General features: G+C 64.8%; 26 protein-coding genes and 1 pseudogene. 16 read left to right on the top strand and 11 right to left on the bottom strand.

What is annotated here, in order from left to right; genetic code table 11:
- Positions 1 to 62 precede the first annotated feature (62 nt).
- Complete coding sequence (locus tag ACX93L_RS12065; RefSeq protein WP_459405052.1) at positions 63 to 452, bottom strand: hypothetical protein; 390 nt, start codon at positions 450 to 452, stop codon at positions 63 to 65.
- A gap of 226 nt (positions 453 to 678) precedes the next feature.
- Between ACX93L_RS12065 and ACX93L_RS12060 the strand changes: the two genes are divergently transcribed.
- From ACX93L_RS12060 to ACX93L_RS12045, 4 genes are all read left to right on the top strand, one after another.
- Positions 679 to 2,244 carry a helicase HerA-like C-terminal domain-containing protein gene (locus ACX93L_RS12060; protein ID WP_459405051.1) on the top strand — a complete coding sequence of 522 codons (1,566 nt, stop codon included), beginning with the start codon at positions 679 to 681 and terminating at the stop codon, positions 2,242 to 2,244.
- Positions 2,245 to 2,781: 537 nt separating this feature from the next.
- Positions 2,782 to 2,991 (top strand): cold-shock protein, encoded by a 210-nt coding sequence (locus ACX93L_RS12055; protein WP_169595574.1) that lies wholly within the window; start codon positions 2,782 to 2,784, stop codon positions 2,989 to 2,991.
- A gap of 229 nt (positions 2,992 to 3,220) precedes the next feature.
- Positions 3,221 to 4,264 (top strand): fatty acid desaturase, encoded by a 1,044-nt coding sequence (locus tag ACX93L_RS12050; protein WP_459405050.1) that lies wholly within the window; start codon positions 3,221 to 3,223, stop codon positions 4,262 to 4,264.
- A 49-nt stretch (positions 4,265 to 4,313) separates the two neighbouring features.
- Positions 4,314 to 4,601 carry a hypothetical protein gene (locus tag ACX93L_RS12045; RefSeq protein WP_459405049.1) on the top strand — a complete coding sequence of 96 codons (288 nt, stop codon included), beginning with the start codon at positions 4,314 to 4,316 and terminating at the stop codon, positions 4,599 to 4,601.
- Between the two features lie 324 nt (positions 4,602 to 4,925).
- Here ACX93L_RS12045 and ACX93L_RS12040 read toward each other — a convergent pair whose 3' ends face one another.
- Together ACX93L_RS12040 and ACX93L_RS12035 are read right to left on the bottom strand one after the other, a co-directional pair.
- On the bottom strand, positions 4,926 to 5,972 hold the full coding sequence (locus ACX93L_RS12040; RefSeq protein WP_459405048.1) for an NAD(P)-dependent alcohol dehydrogenase: 1,047 nt from the start codon (positions 5,970 to 5,972) through the stop codon (positions 4,926 to 4,928).
- Positions 5,973 to 6,044: 72 nt separating this feature from the next.
- Positions 6,045 to 6,443 (bottom strand): (R)-mandelonitrile lyase, encoded by a 399-nt coding sequence (locus tag ACX93L_RS12035; protein WP_459405047.1) that lies wholly within the window; start codon positions 6,441 to 6,443, stop codon positions 6,045 to 6,047.
- A 123-nt stretch (positions 6,444 to 6,566) separates the two neighbouring features.
- On the opposite strand from ACX93L_RS12035, the gene ACX93L_RS12030 reads away from it, so the two are divergent.
- Positions 6,567 to 7,487 (top strand): LysR family transcriptional regulator, encoded by a 921-nt coding sequence (locus ACX93L_RS12030; RefSeq protein ID WP_459405046.1) that lies wholly within the window; start codon positions 6,567 to 6,569, stop codon positions 7,485 to 7,487.
- 10 nt (positions 7,488 to 7,497) lie between these two features.
- Here the strand turns inward: ACX93L_RS12030 and ACX93L_RS12025 are convergent, their stop codons facing one another.
- Positions 7,498 to 7,746, bottom strand: a complete 249-nt coding sequence (locus tag ACX93L_RS12025; protein WP_459405045.1) for a hypothetical protein — start codon at positions 7,744 to 7,746, stop codon at positions 7,498 to 7,500.
- Positions 7,747 to 8,040: 294 nt separating this feature from the next.
- On the opposite strand from ACX93L_RS12025, the gene ACX93L_RS12020 reads away from it, so the two are divergent.
- From ACX93L_RS12020 to ACX93L_RS11995, 6 genes are all read left to right on the top strand, one after another.
- Positions 8,041 to 9,123, top strand: coding sequence for a hypothetical protein (locus ACX93L_RS12020; RefSeq protein WP_459405044.1), 1,083 nt, complete (start codon positions 8,041 to 8,043; stop codon positions 9,121 to 9,123).
- A 25-nt stretch (positions 9,124 to 9,148) separates the two neighbouring features.
- Positions 9,149 to 10,417 carry a phage tail tip lysozyme gene (locus ACX93L_RS12015; RefSeq protein ID WP_459405043.1) on the top strand — a complete coding sequence of 423 codons (1,269 nt, stop codon included), beginning with the start codon at positions 9,149 to 9,151 and terminating at the stop codon, positions 10,415 to 10,417.
- 321 nt (positions 10,418 to 10,738) lie between these two features.
- A complete protein-coding gene (locus ACX93L_RS12010; RefSeq protein WP_028737030.1) occupies positions 10,739 to 10,948 on the top strand; it encodes a cold-shock protein in 210 nt (69 codons plus the stop codon).
- Positions 10,949 to 11,084: 136 nt separating this feature from the next.
- Positions 11,085 to 11,369, top strand: a complete 285-nt coding sequence (locus tag ACX93L_RS12005; protein ID WP_459405042.1) for a cold-shock protein — start codon at positions 11,085 to 11,087, stop codon at positions 11,367 to 11,369.
- 55 nt (positions 11,370 to 11,424) lie between these two features.
- Complete coding sequence (gene rpsU, locus ACX93L_RS12000) at positions 11,425 to 11,664, top strand: 30S ribosomal protein S21 (protein ID WP_169589734.1); 240 nt, start codon at positions 11,425 to 11,427, stop codon at positions 11,662 to 11,664.
- A 73-nt stretch (positions 11,665 to 11,737) separates the two neighbouring features.
- Positions 11,738 to 11,971 (top strand): hypothetical protein, encoded by a 234-nt coding sequence (locus ACX93L_RS11995; RefSeq protein WP_459405041.1) that lies wholly within the window; start codon positions 11,738 to 11,740, stop codon positions 11,969 to 11,971.
- 160 nt (positions 11,972 to 12,131) lie between these two features.
- Here ACX93L_RS11995 and ACX93L_RS11990 read toward each other — a convergent pair.
- Positions 12,132 to 12,938, bottom strand: a pseudogene (locus ACX93L_RS11990) (autotransporter outer membrane beta-barrel domain-containing protein).
- 1,252 nt (positions 12,939 to 14,190) lie between these two features.
- Between ACX93L_RS11990 and ACX93L_RS11985 the strand changes: the two are divergent.
- Together ACX93L_RS11985 and ACX93L_RS11980 are read left to right on the top strand one after the other, a co-directional pair.
- Positions 14,191 to 14,877, top strand: a complete 687-nt coding sequence (locus ACX93L_RS11985) for a response regulator transcription factor (protein WP_459405376.1) — start codon at positions 14,191 to 14,193, stop codon at positions 14,875 to 14,877.
- Positions 14,878 to 14,990: 113 nt separating this feature from the next.
- Positions 14,991 to 15,680, top strand: a complete 690-nt coding sequence (locus ACX93L_RS11980; RefSeq protein ID WP_459405040.1) for a phosphatase PAP2 family protein — start codon at positions 14,991 to 14,993, stop codon at positions 15,678 to 15,680.
- 36 nt (positions 15,681 to 15,716) lie between these two features.
- Here the strand turns inward: ACX93L_RS11980 and ACX93L_RS11975 are convergent, their stop codons facing one another.
- The 3 genes from ACX93L_RS11975 to ACX93L_RS11965 all read right to left on the bottom strand — a co-directional run bounded on the left by ACX93L_RS11975 (position 15,717) and on the right by ACX93L_RS11965 (position 17,881).
- Positions 15,717 to 16,493, bottom strand: a complete 777-nt coding sequence (locus ACX93L_RS11975) for a VOC family protein (protein WP_459405039.1) — start codon at positions 16,491 to 16,493, stop codon at positions 15,717 to 15,719.
- A gap of 37 nt (positions 16,494 to 16,530) precedes the next feature.
- The gene (locus ACX93L_RS11970) at positions 16,531 to 17,019 is read right to left on the bottom strand and encodes a DUF1579 domain-containing protein (RefSeq protein ID WP_459405038.1); all 489 of its coding nucleotides are present in this window, start codon (positions 17,017 to 17,019) and stop codon (positions 16,531 to 16,533) included.
- 133 nt (positions 17,020 to 17,152) lie between these two features.
- Entirely contained in the window at positions 17,153 to 17,881 is a 729-nt protein-coding gene (locus tag ACX93L_RS11965; RefSeq protein WP_459405037.1) for a DUF899 domain-containing protein, read from the bottom strand.
- Positions 17,882 to 17,942: 61 nt separating this feature from the next.
- On the opposite strand from ACX93L_RS11965, the gene ACX93L_RS11960 reads away from it, so the two are divergent.
- The gene (locus tag ACX93L_RS11960) at positions 17,943 to 18,392 is read left to right on the top strand and encodes a MarR family winged helix-turn-helix transcriptional regulator (RefSeq protein ID WP_459405036.1); all 450 of its coding nucleotides are present in this window, start codon (positions 17,943 to 17,945) and stop codon (positions 18,390 to 18,392) included.
- Between the two features lie 190 nt (positions 18,393 to 18,582).
- On the opposite strand, the gene ACX93L_RS11955 is transcribed toward ACX93L_RS11960, so the two are convergent.
- The 3 genes from ACX93L_RS11955 to ACX93L_RS11945 all read right to left on the bottom strand — a co-directional run bounded on the left by ACX93L_RS11955 (position 18,583) and on the right by ACX93L_RS11945 (position 20,567).
- Positions 18,583 to 19,344, bottom strand: a complete 762-nt coding sequence (locus ACX93L_RS11955; protein ID WP_459405035.1) for an RES family NAD+ phosphorylase — start codon at positions 19,342 to 19,344, stop codon at positions 18,583 to 18,585.
- On the bottom strand, positions 19,304 to 19,690 hold the full coding sequence (locus ACX93L_RS11950; RefSeq protein WP_459405034.1) for an antitoxin Xre/MbcA/ParS toxin-binding domain-containing protein: 387 nt from the start codon (positions 19,688 to 19,690) through the stop codon (positions 19,304 to 19,306). The genes ACX93L_RS11955 and ACX93L_RS11950 overlap by 41 nt, the downstream gene beginning before the upstream one ends.
- Positions 19,691 to 20,144: 454 nt before the next feature.
- Complete coding sequence (locus ACX93L_RS11945) at positions 20,145 to 20,567, bottom strand: organic hydroperoxide resistance protein (RefSeq protein ID WP_459405033.1); 423 nt, start codon at positions 20,565 to 20,567, stop codon at positions 20,145 to 20,147.
- Between the two features lie 139 nt (positions 20,568 to 20,706).
- Between ACX93L_RS11945 and ACX93L_RS11940 the strand changes: the two genes are divergently transcribed.
- Complete coding sequence (locus tag ACX93L_RS11940) at positions 20,707 to 21,156, top strand: MarR family winged helix-turn-helix transcriptional regulator (protein WP_459405032.1); 450 nt, start codon at positions 20,707 to 20,709, stop codon at positions 21,154 to 21,156.
- A gap of 72 nt (positions 21,157 to 21,228) precedes the next feature.
- The gene (locus tag ACX93L_RS11935; protein WP_459405031.1) at positions 21,229 to 21,621 is read left to right on the top strand and encodes a GFA family protein; all 393 of its coding nucleotides are present in this window, start codon (positions 21,229 to 21,231) and stop codon (positions 21,619 to 21,621) included.
- Positions 21,622 to 21,654: the final 33 nt, after the last annotated feature.

The following is a 21,654-nucleotide window of genomic DNA, read 5'->3' as shown; positions in this document are numbered from 1 at the left end:
AAAAACCGCCGGGTCGCCCCGGCGGCTTTTCTTTGCCCAAAATCGTTTTGTCCCGGCGTCGATCAGACGAACTGGGAAAGGCCCGGAACGGAGGCGACGACTTCGTCGACCACTTCGTCGCCGGCATATTCGCGGGCGACCGCGATGGTTTCCTTGGCGAGCTTGGAGATTTCGCCCATGCCGAGGCCCTGGGACATCAGCTGCTGGCCGAGGCCCATGATGCCGCCGCCGCCCAGCGCGCTCATCAGGCCGCCGAGCAGACCCTTGCCTTCGCCTTCGCCGTTGTGCTTGGCCACGAGGTCCAGCGCGCCGGGGATGGCTTCGATCATCTTGGCGACCGGGCCGTCGGCCGCTTCGCGCTGGAGGAAGCCGAGCATCATGCCGAGGGCCTTTTCAGCCGTTGCCTGCTCGATGCCGACACTGTCGGCGATGCGGTTTACGAGATCACTCATAGTCTTGCTCCTGCGCAAAGATTGACGTTGACGTCAAAGTAATTGAACTGTCCGGCGAACTCAAGCGCCCGAGACGGGCCATCGGCTGTTTTCCCCGACCGGCCGTCTGGCAGCGCTGTTGTCGATGTTTCACACTATCCTTATAAGGGCAAGGTGATGAATCGATGAAGGCCTCGCGGCGCAAGAAATGCCGCCGCAGCGCCGAAGCAACCGGGGAAGAAGAGGCATGCTGCAGGACGGGAAACTCTATATCGGCACCAGCCGCAATCCGGACGACAGCCTCAACAAGGGCGAATATCTCGACCTCAGGTTCGGCAACCGCCACGGCCTCGTCACGGGTGCGACCGGCACCGGCAAGACGGTGACGCTGCAGGTGCTGGCGGAGAGCTTTTCCAATGCCGGCGTGCCGGTCTTCGCAGCCGACATCAAGGGCGACCTTTCCGGCATCGCCGCGATGGGAGAGGCCAAGGACTGGGTGACCAAGCGCGCCGAGCAGATCGGTTTCACCGACTTTGCCTTCCAGGAATTCCCGGTGATCTTCTGGGATCTCTACGGCGAGAAGGGCCACCGGGTGCGCACCACCATCGCCGAGATGGGCCCGCTGCTGCTCGCCCGGCTGATGGATGCGTCCGAAGCACAGGAAGGCGTCTTGAACATCGCCTTCAAGATCGCCGACCAGGGCGGGCTGGCGCTGATGGACCTCAAAGACCTGCAGGCGCTGCTCAACTACATGGGCGAGCATGCGACAGAACTCTCCAACCAGTTCGGCCTGATCTCCAAGTCGTCGGTCGGCTCGCTGCAGCGCGGGCTGCTGGTGCTCGAACAGCAGGGGGCGGAAAACTTCTTCGGCGAGCCGGCGCTCAAAATCTCCGACATCATGCGCACCACCAATGACGGGCGCGGCGCGATCTCGGTGCTCGCCGCCGACAAGCTGATGATGAACCCGCGGCTTTATGCGACGTTCCTGCTGTGGATGCTCTCCGAGCTGTTCGAGGAACTGCCCGAGGTGGGCGATCCCGACAAGCCGAAGCTGGTGTTCTTCTTCGACGAGGCGCATCTGCTGTTCAACGACGCGCCGAAGGTTCTGGTCGAGCGGGTCGAGCAGGTGGTGCGACTGATCCGCTCCAAGGGCGTCGGCGTCTATTTCGTCACGCAGAACCCGCTCGACGTTCCCGAAACCGTGCTCGCCCAGCTCGGCAACCGCGTGCAGCATGCGTTGCGCGCCTATACGCCGCGCGAGCAGAAGGCGGTGAAGACGGCAGCCGACACCTTCCGCCCCAACCCCGCCTTTGACTGCGCCACCGCGATCACCACGCTCGGCACCGGCGAGGCGCTGATCTCGACGCTCGAGGGCAAGGGCGCGCCGTCGATCGTCGAGCGCACGCTGGTGCGTCCGCCATCGGGCCGCGTCGGGCCGCTTTCGGACGGCGAGCGTCAGGCGGTCATCAATGTGAGCCCGGTCGCCGGCCTCTACGACAAGGACCTCGACCGGGAATCGGCCTTCGAGATCCTGACCGAACGCGCCCGCAAGGCGGCGGAAGCGGAAGCCGCGCGCCGCGCCGAGGAGCAGAAGGCCGGCGAAGACGACAGTGCGGCCGGGCGCTGGTCGCTGCCGGGCTTCGGCACGGAGGCCGAAGACGACGGTCGCCAGACCAAGACCACCCCGCGCAAGAGCTCCGGCTACCAGCGCGAGACGGTGATCGAGGCGGCGATGAAGAGTGCCGCACGTTCCGTCGCGACCTCGGTCGGCCGGGCGCTGGTTCGCGGCATTCTCGGCAGCCTCCGGCGGTAAGGGTCGCCACGCCTTTCTGCGCATTCCCCTCCTCCGGCCGCGCCATGATCGGCTCGCCGGGTGGTTTTCTTCGGCCGGGAGCCGTCGATCATCCGGTAGGTGCCCCTCATCCGCCTTTGGTAACGAAGATGCCCCTCATCCGCCTGCCGGCACCTTCTCCCCATCATGATGGGGAGAAGGGACAAGCGGCACCGCCTCGGCCATCCCCTCTCCCCGTCAGAACGGGGAGAGGGTCAGGGTGAGGGGCAATCGCGCGCTTCGAACACGGAGGGACAAGGGACATCGCTGCGACGCGCGGCACAACCACGCCTTGGCATTTTCACAATCGCAAATTCAACCTCTGGGCGCACATAAAAAGAACACAAACAATAAGTTGACAAAGGGCCCATGGGGTGTGTATCTACGGCCATCGATGCTTGTTTGCCGATAGTTGTTTATGGCGCCCCGCGCCTCTGGACGAACTTCCCTCTCTCAAAAGTCGAAACAACCGCCGTGCGTCGCCCGGCGGCAGTCAATCTTGCCAAGAAAGGGTTTTTCATGACCACCGGCACCGTAAAATGGTTCAACACCACCAAGGGCTTCGGCTTCATCCAGCCGGACAACGGCGAAGCAGACGTCTTCGTCCACATCTCGGCCGTACAGCGCGCCGGCATGAGCGATCTGGTCGAAGGCCAGAAGGTCAGCTTCGAACTGGAACGCGACCGCAAGTCGGGCAAGATGTCCGCCGGCCAGTTGCAGGCCGCCTGAGGCTTCGACCGGCCATGACCCCGGATCTTCCGGCATGGCAGGTGAATGCGCCGAGAAGGCCAGGCGAATGTCTGGCCTTTTTTGCATCCGCGGGACCGGTCGGACGCCGGCGCCGCGGCCGCGACGAAAAGCCCGGCACGGATGCGCCCGCTTGCGGCGCTACGAGCCCTGCCGGGGCGACCGTCTCACCACGGATCTGAGCAGACCCCACGGATCGGACCTTACGAACATGAACGTCAATGTCTCCATCAGCGCTCCCGCCACGCCTGGCGAAGACAATGTCGCGGCGTGGCTGAAGATCCTCGCGCGCTATCGCCAGCCGCGGCTGAGGCGCAGCGTCTTCGAGCTGGTCGTGACGCTGGTGCCGTTCATGCTGTTCTGGGCGCTCGCCTATCTCTCCTATGTCAACGGCTTCTGGCTGGGCCTCATCGCCATCGTTCCGGCCGGCATCTTCCTGCTGCGCCTGTTCATGATCCAGCACGATTGCGGCCACGGCTCGTTCTTTGCCCGTCGCGGGCTCGACGACTGGACCGGCCGGCTGATCGGTGTGCTGACGCTCACCCCCTATGGCTACTGGCGGCGGGCGCACGCGATCCACCACGCCTCGGCGGGAAACCTCGACGAGCGCGGCATCGGCGACATCACCACGCTGACGCTCGAAGAGTATCGGGCGCTTTCGCCGCGCGGTCGGCTCGCCTACCGCCTCTATCGCCATCCGGTCGTGATGTTCGGCATCGGCCCGGCCTACATCTTCCTCATCAAGCAGCGGCTTCCCTTCGGCATGATGAAGGACGGCTCGATGCCGTGGATCTCGACCATGGGCACCAATCTTTCGATCGCCGTGGTCTGCGCCCTGATGATCTGGGCCGTCGGTCTCGTGCCTTTCCTCGTCATCCATCTGCCGGTCGTGCTGATCGCCGGCGCCGTTGGCATCTGGCTGTTCTACGTGCAGCACCAGTTCGAGGAAACGCACTGGTCGAAGGGCAAGGAATGGCAGTTCCCCAAGGCTGCCCTGCACGGCGCATCGCATTATGACCTGCCGCTGGCGCTGCGCTGGCTGACCGGCAATATCGGCATCCACCACGTCCATCACCTGGCGAGCCGCATTCCCTATTATCGCCTGCCGGAAGTGCTGCGCGACCATCCGGAACTCGCCGGGATCGGCCGTATCACGGTCCGCGACAGCCTTTCCTGCGTGAAACTCGCAGTCTGGGACGAAAAACGCGGACGGCTCCTTTCCTTCCGCGAAGCACACCGCGCACTGGCCGCCTGACCGGCCGCACCGCGCTTCATACATCAAGACACTATTTCAAGGACCTATCATGCTCGAACTCACCCCCGTCCAGATCCGCGGATTGAAACTCGCCAAGGACGGCGACCTCTTCCCCGCCGAAGGCAACAGCTTCACGCATCTCAACGCCCAGGTGACCTATGCGCGGACCGACCGCTTCAAGGAGCGTCCGCAGAAGATCAAGTCGGTGAAGACCGCGACGGTCAACGAACTGCGCGAACACGGGCTGCTTCAGGTGCTCAACAGCGACAGCGCCGCAGACCAATCCGCCCATGGCATCACCATGGCCGGCAAGATGTGGCTCTTGCAGAACAAGTAAGGCGACGGGGTCGCGTCCCTCGCCATTTGCCAGGATGAGAAGCGGGGATGATGGCATACGCGCCCTTTGGCGGTCACATGCCTCTCATCCGCCCGCCGCTATCCCTCAGCAACAGCCCCTCATCCGCCTACCGGCTCCTTCTGCCCGTTGCCACGGGGAGAAGGGACAAGCGGCACTGCCGCGGCCATTCCCCCTCCCCGCTTGCGGGGCTCCGAAGGACGGGTCGAGACAGGCGGCTCGACCCCGGTCGGGTCACGGGTGCGGGGCAATCGCAAGCACGGTTTGCCCCACTTCTCCCCACAGGGGAAAAGTGGGAGCTTTTCCTCAGAGCGTCGCGCTGTCGATGACGAAGCGGTATTTCACGTCGCTCTTCAGCATGCGGGCATAGGCGCCCTCGATGTCTGAGGCGGCGATCATCTCGATGTCGGCGACGATGTTGTGCTTAGCGCAGAAATCCAGCATTTCCTGGGTTTCGGCAATGCCGCCGATGGTCGAGCCGGCGATCGAACGACGCTTCATGATCAGCGGGAAGACGGCCGGCGACGGATGCGGATGCTCCGGCGCGCCGACCAGCGTCAACGTGCCGTCGCGCTTCAGCAGGCTCACATAGTTGTTCAGATCGTGGCTGACGGCAACCGTGTCGACGATCAGGTCGAACGAGTTGGCATGGGCCTTCATCTCGTCGGCGTTGCGCGAGACGACGACCTCATGGGCGCCAAGGTCGAGGGCCGCCTGGCGCTTGCCCTCCGAGGTGGTGAAGGCCACCACATGGGCACCGAGGGCGCGGGCGAGCTTGACGCCCATGTGGCCGAGGCCACCGATGCCGACGATGCCGACCTTCTTGCCGGGACCGGTGTTCCAGTGGCGCAGAGGCGACCACAGCGTGATGCCGGCGCAGAGCAGCGGGGCGACGGCGGCGAGCTGTTCGGCCGGGTGACGGACCTTCACGACGAACTTGTCGCGCACGGTGATCGACTGCGAATAGCCGCCGAGCGTATGGCCGGGCGCGTCCGGCGTGGCACCGTTATAGGTGCCGGTGAAGCCGTGTTCGCAATACTGCTCCAGTCCGTCGTCGCAGGCATAGCAACTCTGGCAGCTGTCGACCATGCAGCCGACGCCGACCGTCTCGCCGACCTTGAAGCCGGTGACGGCCGAGCCGACAGCGGTGACTTGGCCGACGATTTCGTGGCCGGGAACGCAGGGATAGAGGGTGCCGGCCCATTCGGCGCGGACGGTGTGGAGGTCGGAATGGCAAACGCCGCAATAGGCGATCGTGATCTGAACGTCGTTCGCCCCCACCTCGCGGCGGGTGATTTCCATCGATTCAAGCGGTTTGTCGGCGGCATAGGCGCCGAAGGCCCTGGTCAGCATAGGCATTCTCCAATGCGGTTGATGGTGTGGAAGCCCCGGAGAGGATCCGTGGCGAGATCGGCCGCAGGGAGGTCAGCGGCCGTGATACTGGTCGTCGCTCACGTGTTCCAGCCAGTCGACGGTCTTGCCGTCGAGGGCCTCGTGGATCGCGATATGGGTCATGGCGACGGTCGCGGACGCGCCGTGCCAATGCTTTTCGCCGGGTGCGAACCAGACGACGTCGCCGGGCCGGATCTCCTCGACCGGGCCGCCCTCGCGCTGGACGAGGCCGAGGCCTTGCGTGACGATCAGGGTCTGGCCGAGCGGATGGGTGTGCCAGGCGGTGCGGGCACCGGGTTCGAAGGTGACGGCGGCGCCGTTGGCACGCGCTGGCTCGGCCGCCTGGAACAGCGGGTCGATGCGAACAGTGCCGGTGAACCAATCCGCCGGCCCCTTGCCCGATGGCCGCGACCCCAGTCTCTTGATGTCCATGATCGGCCCCCGTGACGCTTGCGACGACGGGCGCGCGAAGGCGCCCTGCCAAGAACTATAGCCGAGGCGATTTAATTCGATTAGACTGCATAAAAAGATTGCACCTATATCCAGGATCAATGAATGCGGCGCGAAGACCTTGCCGACCTGATGGCGTTCCAGAGCGTGGCAGAGGAGCGCAGCTTCACCCGCGCCGCCGCGCGGCTCGGCACCTCGCAATCCTCGCTCAGCCTCATCGTGCGACGCCTCGAGGAACGGCTCGGCGTCCGGCTGCTCACGCGCACCACCCGCAGCCTCGCGCCGACGGAGGCCGGCGAACGGCTGCTGGCCACGCTCGGTCCCGCCTTCGGCAGCATCGACCAGGAGCTGGAGGCGCTCGGCCAGTATCGGGAAAAGCCGGCCGGCAGCTTCCGGATCACCGCGACCCAGCACGCCATCGACACCGTCTTGTGGCCGGCGCTGGCACCCGTCCTGCGGCAGTATCCCGACATCAAGGTCGAGCTCTTCTCCGACCTCGCGCTGATCGACATCGTGGCGGAGCGGTTCGACGCCGGTGTGCGGTTCGGCGAACAGGTGGACAAGGACATGGTGGCGGTGCGGATCGCACCCGACGCGCGGCTCGTCGTGGTCGGCTCGCCGGCCTACATGGCGAACCGCCCGCGGCCACTGTCGCCACGCGAGCTCACCCAACACGACTGCATCAACACGCGCCTGCCGACCTATGGCGGCTTCTATGCCTGGGAATTCGAAAAGGACGGTCAGGAGATCCGCGTCCGGGTCGACGGGCAACTGGTGTTCAACGACGTCCGCCATGTGCTGGCCGCGGCACTCGAAGGCCACGGGCTGGCCTTCCTGTTCGAGGACATGGTGCGCGAGCATGTCGCGGACGGCCGGCTGGTCCAGCTGCTCGACGACTGGACGCCGCCGTTTACCGGATACCATCTCTACTATCCGAGCCGCCGCCACCCGTCGCCGGCCTTCTCGCTGATCGTGGACGCGCTGCGCCACCCCTCGCCCTCGCGCCGGATGGGCGACAGAGGCTGAGAGGCACTGCCTAGTCGCGGCGCTGCCGCCGCCTCAGGCTGTGGAAGACGGCAAGCGCGACGCCAATCGCAAGCCCGGGCAGCGCCGAAGCGACGGCAACGGTCGCGGCCCCCATCTCGCAGCCGCCGGAGTCGCCCGGCGTTCCACAGCGCGGGTCGAGCAGATAGCCGAGCGTCAAGGCCAGCAGCATCGTGACGACGGGCAGCCCGACAAGGCCGATCAGGCCGTAGATGAAAACTCTCGCAATTGTCGCAAACATCCACTCCCCCTCGGGGCCGCCCACACCATGGCGACTGCCCCTTTGCGCCCATCCTACGCCAGCGCCGGCAGCGGGGGAACGGCCAACCTGGCCAGCGGCCCTGGCGGCGGAGGCGATTCCGCGCGGCGATGCGGGTTCGACGGCCCCAATCATCTGCACTTTTAGATTGCATTATTCTAGATAATTAACTCTTTACGTGTCTTCAAAACGCGATATCATCCCTGACAGGTTGCCGCGCTCATGAGGTGCGCGGCCGCGATCGGCGCCGCGCTCCGCTCGCCCCAGGGGGACATCATGACGAGACTTCCGACCCCTGCGGCGCTTCGCAGGACGCTCTGCGGTATTGCCCTTTTTCTCGCGGCAGGACTTCTTTCCTGCACGGCGCCGACGGCGACGGTCAGGGGAATTGCGCCGGTCCTCGATGCCGGCGCAGTCGAGCGGTCGAGCAGCAACCGCGCCCGCATCATGGATGCCCTGACGCGGGATGCGGGCTACGGTGACAGCGACGTCGACTGGTATGACGTGGCGGTCGCCGGCTTCAACTATGTCGACGACAGCTGCGCGCTGTATTTCGACGAGTTGTTCAAGCTCAACCGGCAACGCGAGGCGGCACAGTCGCTGATTTCGGTCGCTGGACAGACCACGAACGCGCTGCTCGCCGTCACCGGCGCCTCCAGATTGTCGATGGCGGTGGTCGCGCAGGCCTTCGGGCTCGGATCGAGCCTCACCGACATCGTCGCCGGGACCTATCTCTACTCGCTGCCGCCCGCCACGACGAAGAAGTTCATTGCCAAGACGATGGCGGCCTATCGCGACGGCGCGGCCAAGCAGCGGGGAGAAATCCAGCGCTCGCCGACCGTCGCCTACAGTTTCGTGCGAGGCTATCTCGACCTCTGCCTGCCGGCGACCATCGAGGGCCAGCTGGTGGAACATGTCGGGGCGGCGACGGCTGCGGCGCGGACGGAACCCAACAGCACTGCGGTGACGATCGAAGTCAGCAGCGACAACAGTGGCGCCTTGCGCGAACCGAAGAACCCGACGGAGCCGCTGCCGCCGGCGGTGCGTCCCGATCCGGCAATCGCCTACGAGCAGCTGGTGTTGCCGACGACATGGGCGCGGATCCAGAGGCTCGTCTGCGTCGCGGAAAACGGCAAGATCGAGCGGACGACGCGGACCGCCATCCGCCAGTTCCTTGCGGGACGAGGCGAAGACCGGCCGAGCATCGACACGACCGGCGTGACGGAGGCCGACGTGCGGCTACTCGAAACCTTGATCGATAAGAACGGCGGGACCTGCCGGGAACGCAACGTCCCGAACGCCACAAAGGCGGGCGAGCTTTCGCTGAAAGGGGAAAAGGAACCGTCGCCGCAACCCTGAAGACCGAACACAGGAGGACAAGACAATGGCAGTCATGCTCCAGACACGCACGCTCCGGGAGGCTCCGGGCGGCAACATCCTTCAGGTCGAAGCGACTCGGGGGACCAGGGTCGACGTGCTCGACGACAGCAACGCGCCGTGGGCGAAGGTCCGACTGCTGATCGAGGGCAACCCGGAGGGATGGGTGAGCGCCGATGCGATCGACCGGGCATCGGACACGCTTCCGTCACTGGACAGGGACCTTGTGGCCCGCCAATGCACCGAGCAGTCGGCGATGTTCGGATCGAATGCCTTCTATCTCGCGACCGTGGCACAACTGCGCAGCAACATCAGCGGCACGCCACCGGCAGGAACGGCCGGCCCTGGCCCCTTCTGCTTCTCGCCCGGGGAGTGGGAGCAACACGGCGCCGATCCCGGTTTCGGCATTCACTATCGGCCGGAGGAGATCGGCGACTGGCGCGCCCAGTGCACGCTTGCGGCGATCATGGCGGTAGACATGCAGGTCTCTCTCGCCACCGCGCTGCGCCGACAGCCTAACATGACCGAGCTCTTCCTTGCGCAAATCGTCGGCGCCAGCGCCGCGACGCGGGCGCTCACCGCGCCCGACAGTCCGACCGCGGAGATCCTCCAGATCGCCCGCGACAAGGCGCAAGCCGAGGGCATCGACCCGGCGAACCTTGACGGACGGGACGCGTCATTGCTGACGGGTGAAACGGTGCGCGACGTGCTCGAAACGATGACGGAGCGACTCACGGAGGCACTAGAGGCGGTCCGTCCGCTGGTCAGGAAGGCGGTCGACGAGCTCATCAAGGTCCTGGTCGAGTTCGGCGGCACCGGGCCTGTGGGCCTGGCTCTGATCCGGCGCCAGTCTTCCCATCTGGCTACTGCCGAGAAAAAGGCGATGGCAAAACTGATCATGGAGAAATTTGCCGCACAGGGTTATGGCCCCACCCAGCAGATCGCCGCGGTTGCCAATGCGATCGCCGAATCCGGTCTCAACCCGAACGCTTCGAACACCGCGGGCGAGCGCAGTTTCGGGCTGTTCCAGCTCAACCAGAACGGCGGCGTCGGCTTCGGCCACGACGAAGCGGAACTGAAGGATCCCGAGCGCAACATCGAGATCATGCTGGCGGAGATCGCCAAACCCTACCAGCGCGCCAACCGGCAGGCCTTTGCCGCGACCACCAGCCTGCACGAGGCGGTCAGGATCTTCGTCCATCACTTCGAAAGGCCGGCCAACAAGACGGGCGAGACAACGCGACGGTTCGAGATCGCGCAGGGGCTCGTCGGATAAGCCCTTCACGCTCGACGATTTGCCGGCGCCTGGTTCGGAAGATCGGTGGCTTGCCTGAGGAAGCCAGCGCTCGGCAACTGGCGTTTTTCCTGCGGCGGCCGGGCGGCGCGAGGCCGGACCAAACACTCGCATAAATCGAAACCGCCGGGAATTTTCATTCTTTCATTGCAAAATGGAGTAAAGAGACTATATTAATCTCATCGAAGATTGCTTGTGACCTTTGTCTACGCGCCGCGGCGCCTCCGTCAGATTTCCTCTCAACATCGATCAGAGCCGGGCGAATATCTCCCCGGCCAACCAAACGATTGAAAGGAAATCGTTATGAACACCGGCACCGTAAAGTGGTTCAACAGCACCAAGGGCTTCGGCTTCATTCAGCCTGACGAAGGCTCGACCGACGTATTCGTCCACATCTCCGCCGTCGAACGGTCGGGCATGCGCGAACTCGTCGAAGGCCAGAAGGTCTCTTACGACATCGTGCGCGACAAGAAGTCGGGCAAGAATTCCGCGGACAATCTGCGGGCTGCGTAATTGTCATTCGCAGCGACTGACCACGGATGTACTGGCAGTCGACGCTCGAGTGACAGGGAGAGGTCGGGGTAACGCCCGGCCTTTTTACTTTGCGCTCTCTCCCCGTTCGGGAGATCAGACGAAAAGAGAAGACATCATGAGTATTGCGTTGCCCCGCGTGGGCGATCGGGTCCTTCTCAAGGACGGCATTGCCGGCAACGGCCGGAACAGGCAGGCCTGTCGCATCGTTACCATCCTGCCAGCCGAGCACGGCCAGCCGGAATACCGCATACGCTTCGATTCGGAGAATTTCGAACGGCGCATCACTTTGTCCGACATCGACGGCGCCGCGCCGCCGGCGGCGGAGACGGAGATGCAAAACCAGTCGACGGCCAAGGCCGAACCCTGGTTCAAAGCCTCCTCGCTTCGGATCGGGCGCTGATCTTTCAACCCCAAAGCATCATGTGGCGGCCAGACCGCCCGAGAAAGGATTACCCTTGCAGGTTCTCGTTCGTGACAACAATGTCGACCAGGCCCTCCGCGTCCTGAAGAAGAAGATGCAGCGCGAAGGTCTGTTTCGCGAGATGAAGGCCCGCAGCGCCTTCGAAAAGCCGTCCGAAAAGCGCGTGCGCGAGAAGGCCGAAGCCGTTCGTCGCCAGCGCAAGCTCGCCCGCAAGAAGCTGCAGCGCGAAGGCCTGCTGCCAATGCCGAAGAAGGCCGCGCCGCGGACGCGCTAAGGCCACCGATTGCGGCCTGCGCTCCCCTTGCGGGGCGCTCGCCGCCTCCCCTCCCTCGGGACGAGGTACGAAGATGACTGCAACCAAGGACAGGTTCTTCAAGCCGGAGAAAGTCGATCCGCGCGTCAAGGCGGCGACGACCGACAGCATTGCCCGCTCGATCATCGAGGCGGAAGCAGTGGCTCGCGACAAGAAGACCGAAGCGCTCCGCGCGCTGCGCCTCGAACGTGAGGCCAATGCCGAACCTCAGGGCGCCACTGCGGCAAAATCCGGCCGAAAGGCCAAGGTGTCTGCCAAGCACGGCTAACCGGCCGAAGAGTGGCGTCAACACGACCGCCATCCTCCCCTCCTCCTCACCGATCAAGAATCATGAAGGCGACCGCCGGCTTGGGGCCGACGATCGCCAGGCTTGCCGGGGGCGACAAGCATTTCAAAGCGACAGGCTTTTCAAAGCATCTGTCTGACGATCAGAACTTCACGCCGAACGTGCCCGACAGATACTGCTCGCTGGTTCCCTCGCCGAACTGGCCGGAGTAGTCGAGCGAGAAGCTCGCTTTTTCCGAGACCGCAAGTTCGACGCCGGCGCCAAGCATCGCGGTGTTGCGGGCCGAGCCTGCCGACGCGGTGGTGAAGCCGTCACCCGTGCCGAAGGCCATGGCCGTCTGCGAGATCGTGTCACCGTAGACGTGACGCCAGCCGAGCGAACCCTTGACCTTGCCGAGCATGCCGTTGACGGCAAAGTCGCGGTCGAGGCGCACACCGATGGTCTGCTGCCACTGGCTCTGGTTTTCACCCTCGACGGAGAGAGCGGCGGCGCCGCCCTTTTCGGTGAAGCCGTCGGTGTCTACGTTCACATAAGCGAGGTTGGCGAAGGGCTCGATATGCAGCAGATCGCGATCGATGCGCCACGCGGCTTAGGCAAAGGCCTGGGCCGTGCGGGCGTCGTAGTCGGCGGTCAGATCATCGCTGAAGCCGGTAAAGTCAACCGTGCGCGAGGCGTCGATTTCAGACAGGCCGTAAGCCGCGCCGAAGCGCAGGCCGAGCGGGCCGATCTCGCGACCGCCATAGGCGGCGATCTGGTAGGTGTCGACGTCTGCCGACGAGGACAGGCCGTCCTGGTCGTAATGATCGGAGCCATAGCCGCCGGCAAAGCCGAGGCGCCAGCCGTTTTCGAGCCCGGCATCGGCACCGAAGAGCACGCCGCCGCCGCCGACATCGGTGCCATGGCCGTTGCCGTTGTCGTCGTAACGGTTCCAGGCGCCATAGCCGCTCATCCAGACATTGACCGGACGATCGCCCTTCCTGGCCAGGATCGGCATGACTTCCTGCTTTTCCTCTTCCGCATAGGCAGAGGACGCCGAGCCCGTACCGACACCGCCGAAGGTCGAGCGCAGGCGGTCGGAGAGGCCGTCACGCGTCAGGCGGCTGCGGTCGAGCATGCCGGTACGGGTGCTGGAATGCACTTCGCCCGACAGCTTGTCGAAGGCGGCACCCGGCTCGCCGGTCGGCAGCGCCAGCACCGCGTTATAGAGCGTGCCGTTGCCCTGGCTTTCCACGGCATTGGCAACGCCGGTTTGGTTCGACGTCGTGGCGAGCGAGGCGAAGGTGCCGCAGGAGACGCAGCGGGTGAGCGTCAGGTAGGCCTTGGTGGCATCATAGGTCACGTCGGCATCGAGATAGGCGAAGTTCTCCGTGACCGTGTCGAAGCTGCCGGTCAGGGAGCCGCCCTCGAGTATGGTGTAGGTGGTGGAGGGATTGTAGGTCGAGCCGTCGTCGGTGCCGTTCTGGGCCAGCACGTCGAGCGTCGCGCCCGTGGCGATATCGACCCCGCCGCCGGCGACGACATTGCTGGCATTACCGGCGTTGTCGACATGAACGGTGTAGTTCGAGCCGGTAAAGAAGTTCAGGTTGCCGCCGACGCTGAGCTGGCCAATGCCGGCGCTGCTGCCCGGCGAGAGCGTGGCGCCGCTCTGCACATACATCACGCCGGTGAGCGAACCGGTACCGCCGAGGGTACCGCCGCTGAGGCTCGCCATGCCGTCGATGGCGAGATTGTCGAGAAGAAGCGTGCCGCCGTCGACATAGACCTGCCCCATGAAGGCCGAGACATCGCTCCGGAGCAGGGTCGAACCACTGAGGTTGACGATGTCGCCATCACCCGAGAGAGCCGTGTCGAAGGTGTAGGTCGACAGGCCGTGATCGAATTTCAGCTGGGAGCTCGAGTTCACGAAGCGGACGACATTGGCATCGATGGTGCCACCGTCGGTGCCGATCGTCAACGTCGCGCCGGCCGAACCGTTGCCCATGACGATGTCGCCATTGCCACCATCCACCGTCAACGTGGAACCACCCGAAACCGTCACTGTGCCGTATTGATGGGCGCCGACCAGAAGATCGCCGCCGACGATCACCAGATCGGAGTCCCCATCGACAACGACCGTGCCCTGCCCCATCGTGCCGCCGACCGTCATGTTGCCGGTCACGGAGGCGTAGCCGCCGTCGAGAACTAGCAGGCGACCGTCGCCCATATGGCCGACGACCACGTCAGACGAGGACGAGCCGTCGCTGCGGCTCGACCTCGTGGAGTTCCTGTCGATGCGCGGGCATGATGCATGGGGCGCGGCGACGGCCAAGGAGCTGCGGACCCAACTCTCGGCCAAGCCGCCACGGATCGTCATCCTCGACGTGGGCCTGCCGGACGGCGACGGCTTCGAACTGGCCCGGGAGATCCGTGCCACGCTCGACTGCGGCATAATCATGCTGACCGCCCTCGGCGAAACCGACGACCGGATCAAGGGGTTCGAGGCCGGCGCCGACATCTATCTCGTCAAGCGTGCGAGCCTGCGCGAGATCGAGGCGGCGGCACAGAGCCTGTTGCGGCGTCTCGGCGGCGTCTCCCGGATCGAGACCCATACAGCGGACCTTTGGCGGATCGATGCGGAACAATGGCGTCTCCTGTCGCCCGGCGACCAGAGCGTGAAACTGACGGCAACCGAGCTTGCCTTCCTGTCCCTGGTGATGGAGCAGCCGGGGCAGCCGCGCAGCCGCGAAGAACTGATCCGCAGCATCGCCCGCCCGGTTCCACACTGGGACAACCGGCATCTCGACGCGGTGGTCAGCCGGCTGCGGCGCAAGGTGATGAAGGAAACCGGACACGAACTGCCGGTGAAGGTGATCTACGGCAACGGCTACGCCTTCACCGCGAAGGCCTGATCCGGCCGGCATGCAAAGCCAAGGCTTGCAGCCGGCGGGAGACGGCCATAGTTACGGGTAGATATGCAGGTGGCCATCAGGCGGCGGCAAAGCGAACAACTGGAACGGACATCATGAATCTCTCTGCCCTGCGCCTGCGCGGCGATTCCATACCGGCCTATGTCGGCGGGGGCGTCCTTGCCCTGTTGCTTACAGGCTTCGGCATGATCGCCGACGAGGTGAGCGAAGGCGAGACGCTGGATTTCGACCGGGCCGTCATCATGGCTCTGAGGACACCCGGCAATCCGGCCGATCCGATCGGCCCGCCATGGCTGGAAGAGGCCGCGCGCGACGTGACGGCACTCGGCAGCTTTTCGGTCCTCGCGATCCTCGTCACCGTCGTCGTCTTCCATCTCTTCCTTGTCGGGCGGATGCGGACCGGCTGGTTTCTCACGGCTTCTGTGGTCGGCGGCACAATCCTCAGCACCGCACTCAAGTCGTTTTTCGACCGGCCGCGCCCCGACCTTACGGGCGTGGCGCGCGTCTTCACCACCAGCTTTCCGAGCGGCCATGCGACCGTCTCGGCCGTCGCCTACCTGACGCTCGGCGCGCTGCTTGCCGAGATCGCCGCGACGCGTGGCCAGAAGGCCTTCTATCTCGGCGCGGCGGTGTTCCTCACCATGATCGTCGGGCTGAGCCGCATCTATCTCGGCGTGCACTATCCGACCGACGTTTTGGCCGGCTGGTCGCTCGGGGCTGGCTGGGCGCTTGCCTGCACGCTGGTCGCGCACCTGATCCGGCTCAGGGCACGCAACGGAGGCTGACGCCTCCGTTGCGACTCTCGATCACCTGTCCGTCCTTCAGCGCTTCGACGCGACCAAAGCGAAATAGGCGCCCTGCGGATCGAGGCACTGGATCACCCAGGCGGGTCCCGGCACTTCCATCACATCGCCGATCACCTGACCACCGGCCGAGCGGACGCGCTCCGCGGCGGCGTCGATCGCATCGACATTGATGTAGTAGCCCCAGAAGGCCATTGGCACGTCCGGCGTCTTGGTCATCATGCCGCCAATCATCATCCCGTCGTTGGCGAAGCACTGGTAGACGCCCATGGCACCCATGTCGACGGCCATGTCCTTCGTCCAGCCAAAGCGTTTGGCGTAAAAGTCGAAGGCTTCCTCGCCGTTGCCGGCCATCAGTTCGCGCCAGCCGAAGGTGCCCGATGTGCCCGGAGCCGGCGCGGGCGGCATAGGACCGTCGGGGACCATCGGCTTGAAAAGGCAAAGCACGGCACCATGCGGGTCGGCGACCACCGCAAAGCGGCCGATGCCGGGGATATCCTGCGGATCGCGGTGCACCGCGCCGCCATTGTCGGCGAATTCCTTCGCCTTGGCGTCGACGTCGTCGACGGCCACATAGCCCGTCCAGTTGGGCGGCACACCGTCGGCCTTGAGCTCGTCCGGCAGCAGCATCATGCCGGCCACGCCCATGTCGAAGCCAGGCACGCTGAACACCGTATAGGCCATGCCGGGCATGCCGCTGTCCTTGGCCGCCCAACCGGCGACGGTGGAATAGAAGCCGGCCGCGGCCGCCGTGTCGGTCGTCATCAGCTCGTACCAGATGAATGTGCCCTGCATGGCAAGATCCTTCCTAATGCGTCGTGAGGGGCAGCGATCAGGAGCGGCGCTCGAACTCGCTGGTCATGAATGTCTTGAAGCTGCCGTCCGGCTGGCGGACGCTGCCGGAAAAGGTGCGATGGTCATCATCGATGAAGGTTATGACATCGTGATAAATCGCGGGCACGGACGGATCTTCGAAGGACGGGCCTTCGGCTTCGAGGGTGAGCGTCTTCCCGTCCGGCTCGACCCAACCCTTGTAGACCCAGAACTTGTCCATCATCGAGCCGATCCAGGAGCCGACATAGTGACCGGCGCGCGGATCGAAACCGAGCGTCATGATCATCGTGGCCGGATCCCCGGCGGACATCGCGCCGCGACCTTCGCACACGACCCAGAACCCGCCGATCGAACGGACCGTCTCCGTCCAGGCCTTGGCCGGATCGTCGGGGTCATAGTCTTCGATGCCCGTTGCGGCGGTGGCGATCCAGTCGCCGACCAGTTTTTCGAGAAAACGATGTTCCTCGCGCGGTTTCGGAAGTTCCATGGTCAGCCCTCCCAGGCCTTGAAACGGTTGTCAGAGCATTTTGGGCGAAAACCGAGTTGCCTCAGATACTCTGTCTCCTATGTTTGCACGCAGTTCCGGACGCAAAACCGCGTCGCATTTTTGCTGGACTGCTTCAGTGGCAGCAGCTCGCCGCCTTCGGCTTTTCCTCGTATTCGTCATGGCGGCGGACGAAATCCATCGTCGAGTTTTCGTTGCGGCCCAGCGGCGCGCAATCGAGGATCATCATCGTACCCAGCATTTCCTCGCCGCCACGGGCGTAGTTGGAATAGGTGTGATAGATCGTGCCGTCGGCGTCCCGATAGAAGCACGACATTCCCGGCAGTTCGTCATGGGCCTGTTCCGGCGGCGTCACTCGGTAGTTGTAGTAGACCGGGCCGGCGGCGAGCTCTTCCTTGGTGAAGGAGACATGATAGTCGAAATTGAAGTCGGAGCCAAAGGAAGAGAACCACGGAAAGGTCCAGCCCATGCGGCGGCGATAGGTCTCTATCCTTGCGAGCGGCGCGCGGGACACGCAGACGAGCGTGACGTCGTGGTTGTTGAGATGGACCAGCGTTCCGCCGATGTGATCGGCGAAGAAGGAGCAGCCCGGGCAGCCGGCCTCCCAGTCGGGGCCGAACATGAAGTGATAGACGAGGAGCTGGCTACGCCCCTCGAAGAGATCGGCAAGCGAGCGCGGACCCTGCGGCGTGTCGAAAACATAGTCCTTCTCCACCCTGACCCAGGGCAAGGCGAGACGGGCGGCATTCAGCCGGTCGCGGGCGCGGGTGAATTCCTTTTCTTGCTGAAGCAGCGCCTCCCGCGCCTTCAGCCAGTCTTCTCGGGACACGACGGAATGTTCCATTCTCTCCTCCTCAGGATCGTTCCGGCTTGACTTTTTAGGTTGATATCAACATATTTCTGCCATGTCAAACCAGCCGCTGATTCCCTTTTCCACCACCCTCCATGTGCGCGACACGTGCCTGTGCCTGCATGCCCAACGGGCGGCCCGGGCGCTCGCACGCCGCTTCGACACAGCACTCAAGGCGCTGGGGCTGACAAACGGGCAATTCTCGCTGATGATGTCGCTCAACCGGCCGGAGCCGCCGCCGATGGGGCCGGTCGCACAGCTCCTCGCCATGGACCGCACGACGCTGACCGCCGCGCTGAAACCGTTGGAACGACGCGGCTGGGTGTCGATCGAGCCGGATCCGAAGGACCGGCGCGGAAGACGCCTCAGACTGACCGCCGACGGCCTGGCCGTGCTTTCCGCCGCCCTGCCGATCTGGCGCGACACGCATGCGGCAGTCGAGGCGGAACTCACGTCGGGCGACCCGGAGGGGCTCAGGCGGGATCTGGTGGAGATTTCCCGCTAGAGACGCGCCGCCCGAGGAGCGACATTGCCACTCATCCGCCTCGCTTGAGCTCAGGGCATTCGTCATTCGAAACGATTCACTGGATCGTTTCGTCGGCTGCGCCGACCATTCCTCACCCCGTTCTGACGGGGAGAGGGTCAGGGTGAGGGGCAACCGGACCCACCGGGGTCAGGAATGCAGGAAGGCGCTTTCACCCGAACCGGGTCTTCAGCCTGTCATCGCCGGCAAAATCCGCGATCGCGAATCCGACTGCGCGGCGGGGGAAGTCGCAGAGCGCCTGGACACCGGCCGGCGAGAGACGGATGCGCCAGGTCTGGCGCTCCAGCGGTTCGCGGGCGGCGAAGCCTTTTGCCGTGAGCAAGGCGATGTTTTGGCCGCCCTTCGGATCGCGGACCGAGGCATAGAGGATGGCTTCGATCTCCCCTGCCCGCGCGTTTTCTGCCAGCGCCTGGCATGCCTGATAGTCGCGCGGGTCCCGCCAGGCGACCGCGTCGCGGGAGAGCGGCGGCTCGGTCAGGTCGATGGCGCGCGGCGTGGCGATCGCCGCGGAAAAGGCGGTGTAGTCGCCGGCATTGGACGGCAGCGGCGTAGCCGGCGATTCGGCATAAAATAGCAGGCGGTAGAAGGCCATCTCGGCGAGCGCTGTGTCGACGCTTTCGGCAGCATAGAAGACGCCGAGCGTGCGGCCGGCCCGGCGAAACCGCGAGCCGTGCGGATAGACGCCGCCATAGCGGAAGGGCGTGGCGAGCAGGTAGTCGAGCCCGGCGCATTCCGGCGGGAGCGCCGGCTTGCTCTCCTCCAGCAGAGCCTCAAGCAGCACCTGCTCCTCGACATTGTCGACGAGCTTCATGGTCGAGACCTGATGCTGCGCCTCGACCAGCCGCCAGAAGGCGCCGGAGACGGCGCGCGCCTCAGACGAGAGCGCGGCGGGCGTCCAGATAGGCCAGGACATCGACGAGACCGGAAACGGTTGCAATCTTCTCCAGCGGGATGCCGCCGAGCGCGAGGTTTTCGGCGCGAAGCCAGTTCCGGGCCACGCCCTCGTCGCCGCCGGTAATCGCATCGAGCGACCGGAACAGGCGAATGAGGAGCAGCGCCAGCTCGAAGGGTTTCGTGCCGCGCTCGACGCGAAAATCAAGGCGCTTCATGCGCGAGACACTCGCCTCGGACACGCCGATGACGGCGGCAAGCTGGCGTGCCGACAGCCCCAGGCGGTCGGCGGCGGCAACCACGGCCTTAGTGACGGTCGCGGCTTCCGACGGCGCGGGCCTTGCGTATTCGTGGGCGTGTTGCAGCATGACGAATTCCTTTCCTTGGAAAGAATATAGTGCATTCTGGTCTGGAGATAAAGAGGTGCGGATTTCAGAGGATGGATAGTGCTCGTTCCCGCCCCTCATCCGCCTGCTGAGCCAGTCGAAGGGCGGCACCTCTGTCAGCCCTTCGCTTGAGCTCAGGGCGTTCGTCATTCGAAACGATTCACCGGATCGTTTCGTCGGCTGCGCCGACCATTCCTCACCCCCCGTTCACGGGGAGAAGGGACTCGAGGCACCGCCGTGGACGTCCCCTCTCCCCGCTTGCGGGGGTCCGAAGGACGGGTCGAGACCCGCGGCTCGACCCCGGTCGGTCAGGGTGAGGGGCAATTCTCATCTGGCCCGCAGCATCGGCATAAGCAGCAAGGTCGCGTACGCAAAAGGCCGGCACTGGGCCGGCCTTCGGGCGGTGGATCAGGAACGGGGTCGACCCCGAGAAAACTCAGGCGACGGAGACCGGGACCTCGGTCGAAGTGCGCATGGCGTGGCTGTAGGGGCAGACAATATGGGCGGCGGCGACCAGCTTCTCCGCCAGTTCGCGCTCCACACCCGGGATTTCGGCGGTGATCGCCACCTCGATGCCGAATCCGGTGCCGTCTTCGCGCGGGCCGATACCGACGCGCGTGGTGATCTTCGTCTCTTCCGGGATCTTCACCTTTTCCTTGCCGGCGACGAACTTCAGCGCGCCCAGGAAGCAGGCGGAATAGCCGGCTGCAAACATCTGCTCGGGATTGGTGCCGGTAGCACCGTCGCCGCCGAGTTCCTTCGGGACGGTCAGCGTGACGTCGAGGACGCCGTTGTCGGAAACGGCGCGTCCGGCGCGGCCACCGGTCGCCGATGCCTGGGCGGTATAGAGAATTGCCATTGAGATGCTCCTTGTTTCGGGTTGCTACGCGGCCTATATAGCGCACAATTCAATTGCGCGCAATTGTTTTTTGCGCATTGCATCTCCGCCCGGAATTGGCGACACTTCCCCGGGGATTAAAAAGGGGCTTGATCAGCCGATGAGCGACACAACGAAACAGAAGGAACCGACACTCGACCGCCTGCTCTGCTTCGCACTCTACGGTGCGGCGCATGCCTTCAACCGCGCCTACAAGCCGCTGCTCGAGCCGCTGGGCCTCACATATCCGCAGTTCCTCGTGATGATGGCGCTGTGGGAGGAAGACGGGCTGCAGGTAAAGACGCTCGGCGAGAAGCTGGGCCTCGATTCGGGCACGCTGTCGCCGCTGCTCAAGCGGCTGGAGCAGTCGGGTTACGTAGAGCGCCGGCGTGACACCGCGGACGAGCGGCAGGTCTTCATCCGCCTGACGGAGGCCGGCCTGGCCATGAAGTGCCATGCGATGGGCATCATGCAGGCGATCGGCGAGCAGACCGGCTGCACGATGTCAGAACTGGAAAACCTGCGCGACAGCCTGAATCGGTTGAAGCTCAATCTCGGCGACGAGGAATAGGTCGCACGTTTCAGAAGAGGCGGGATCGCGGCGTCATACGCCGTCCCGCGCGCAATCCGGAGGAGAGACAGCATGGATCAGGTCGAAGGCGGCTGCGTGTGCGGCAACGTCCGGATCGTCGCCTCGGGGCGGCCCTATCGCGTCGGGATATGCCACTGCCTCGACTGCCGCAAGCATCACGGCGCGCTGTTCCATGCCTCGGCGATCTTCCCCAAGGACGCGGTAACCGTTCGCGGAGAAACCCGCGACTATCGGGGCCGGTTCTTCTGCCCCCATTGCGGCTCGCCGGTGTTCGGGGTGAGTGACGACGAAGTCGAGGTCAATCTCGGCACGCTCGACGCACCCGACCGGTTCAAGCCGACCTACGAGTTGTGGACCGTGCGCCGCGAGGCCTGGCTGCCGCCGTTTCCGGAAGCCAGGCGCTACGAGCATAACCGGGATCCCGGCAGCCGCCGCGAAGACTGAGCCCAACAAGAAAGGCGCCGCGGGCACGACCGG

It is taken from the genome of Rhizobium sp. CAU 1783 (assembly GCF_054551725.1).
Note: the sequence above shows the minus strand (reverse complement) of the source record. Positions and strands in the feature narration are given on the sequence as shown.

What these genes read in the sequence shown, in the direction of transcription:
- ACX93L_RS12065 (WP_459405052.1), bottom strand. Translation starts at nt 452, where the DNA reads ATGAGTGATCTCGTAAACCGCATCGCCGACAGTGTCGGCATCGAGCAG.
- ACX93L_RS12060 (WP_459405051.1), top strand. Translation starts at nt 679, where the DNA reads ATGCTGCAGGACGGGAAACTCTATATCGGCACCAGCCGCAATCCGGAC.
- ACX93L_RS12055 (WP_169595574.1), top strand. Translation starts at nt 2,782, where the DNA reads ATGACCACCGGCACCGTAAAATGGTTCAACACCACCAAGGGCTTCGGC.
- ACX93L_RS12050 (WP_459405050.1), top strand. Translation starts at nt 3,221, where the DNA reads ATGAACGTCAATGTCTCCATCAGCGCTCCCGCCACGCCTGGCGAAGAC.
- ACX93L_RS12045 (WP_459405049.1), top strand. Translation starts at nt 4,314, where the DNA reads ATGCTCGAACTCACCCCCGTCCAGATCCGCGGATTGAAACTCGCCAAG.
- ACX93L_RS12040 (WP_459405048.1), bottom strand. Translation starts at nt 5,972, where the DNA reads ATGCTGACCAGGGCCTTCGGCGCCTATGCCGCCGACAAACCGCTTGAA.
- ACX93L_RS12035 (WP_459405047.1), bottom strand. Translation starts at nt 6,443, where the DNA reads ATGGACATCAAGAGACTGGGGTCGCGGCCATCGGGCAAGGGGCCGGCG.
- ACX93L_RS12030 (WP_459405046.1), top strand. Translation starts at nt 6,567, where the DNA reads ATGCGGCGCGAAGACCTTGCCGACCTGATGGCGTTCCAGAGCGTGGCA.
- ACX93L_RS12025 (WP_459405045.1), bottom strand. Translation starts at nt 7,746, where the DNA reads ATGTTTGCGACAATTGCGAGAGTTTTCATCTACGGCCTGATCGGCCTT.
- ACX93L_RS12020 (WP_459405044.1), top strand. Translation starts at nt 8,041, where the DNA reads ATGACGAGACTTCCGACCCCTGCGGCGCTTCGCAGGACGCTCTGCGGT.
- ACX93L_RS12015 (WP_459405043.1), top strand. Translation starts at nt 9,149, where the DNA reads ATGGCAGTCATGCTCCAGACACGCACGCTCCGGGAGGCTCCGGGCGGC.
- ACX93L_RS12010 (WP_028737030.1), top strand. Translation starts at nt 10,739, where the DNA reads ATGAACACCGGCACCGTAAAGTGGTTCAACAGCACCAAGGGCTTCGGC.
- ACX93L_RS12005 (WP_459405042.1), top strand. Translation starts at nt 11,085, where the DNA reads ATGAGTATTGCGTTGCCCCGCGTGGGCGATCGGGTCCTTCTCAAGGAC.
- ACX93L_RS11995 (WP_459405041.1), top strand. Translation starts at nt 11,738, where the DNA reads ATGACTGCAACCAAGGACAGGTTCTTCAAGCCGGAGAAAGTCGATCCG.
- ACX93L_RS11980 (WP_459405040.1), top strand. Translation starts at nt 14,991, where the DNA reads ATGAATCTCTCTGCCCTGCGCCTGCGCGGCGATTCCATACCGGCCTAT.
- ACX93L_RS11975 (WP_459405039.1), bottom strand. Translation starts at nt 16,493, where the DNA reads ATGCAGGGCACATTCATCTGGTACGAGCTGATGACGACCGACACGGCG.
- ACX93L_RS11970 (WP_459405038.1), bottom strand. Translation starts at nt 17,019, where the DNA reads ATGGAACTTCCGAAACCGCGCGAGGAACATCGTTTTCTCGAAAAACTG.
- ACX93L_RS11965 (WP_459405037.1), bottom strand. Translation starts at nt 17,881, where the DNA reads ATGGAACATTCCGTCGTGTCCCGAGAAGACTGGCTGAAGGCGCGGGAG.
- ACX93L_RS11960 (WP_459405036.1), top strand. Translation starts at nt 17,943, where the DNA reads ATGTCAAACCAGCCGCTGATTCCCTTTTCCACCACCCTCCATGTGCGC.
- ACX93L_RS11955 (WP_459405035.1), bottom strand. Translation starts at nt 19,344, where the DNA reads ATGTCCTGGCCTATCTGGACGCCCGCCGCGCTCTCGTCTGAGGCGCGC.
- ACX93L_RS11950 (WP_459405034.1), bottom strand. Translation starts at nt 19,690, where the DNA reads ATGCTGCAACACGCCCACGAATACGCAAGGCCCGCGCCGTCGGAAGCC.
- ACX93L_RS11945 (WP_459405033.1), bottom strand. Translation starts at nt 20,567, where the DNA reads ATGGCAATTCTCTATACCGCCCAGGCATCGGCGACCGGTGGCCGCGCC.
- ACX93L_RS11940 (WP_459405032.1), top strand. Translation starts at nt 20,707, where the DNA reads ATGAGCGACACAACGAAACAGAAGGAACCGACACTCGACCGCCTGCTC.
- ACX93L_RS11935 (WP_459405031.1), top strand. Translation starts at nt 21,229, where the DNA reads ATGGATCAGGTCGAAGGCGGCTGCGTGTGCGGCAACGTCCGGATCGTC.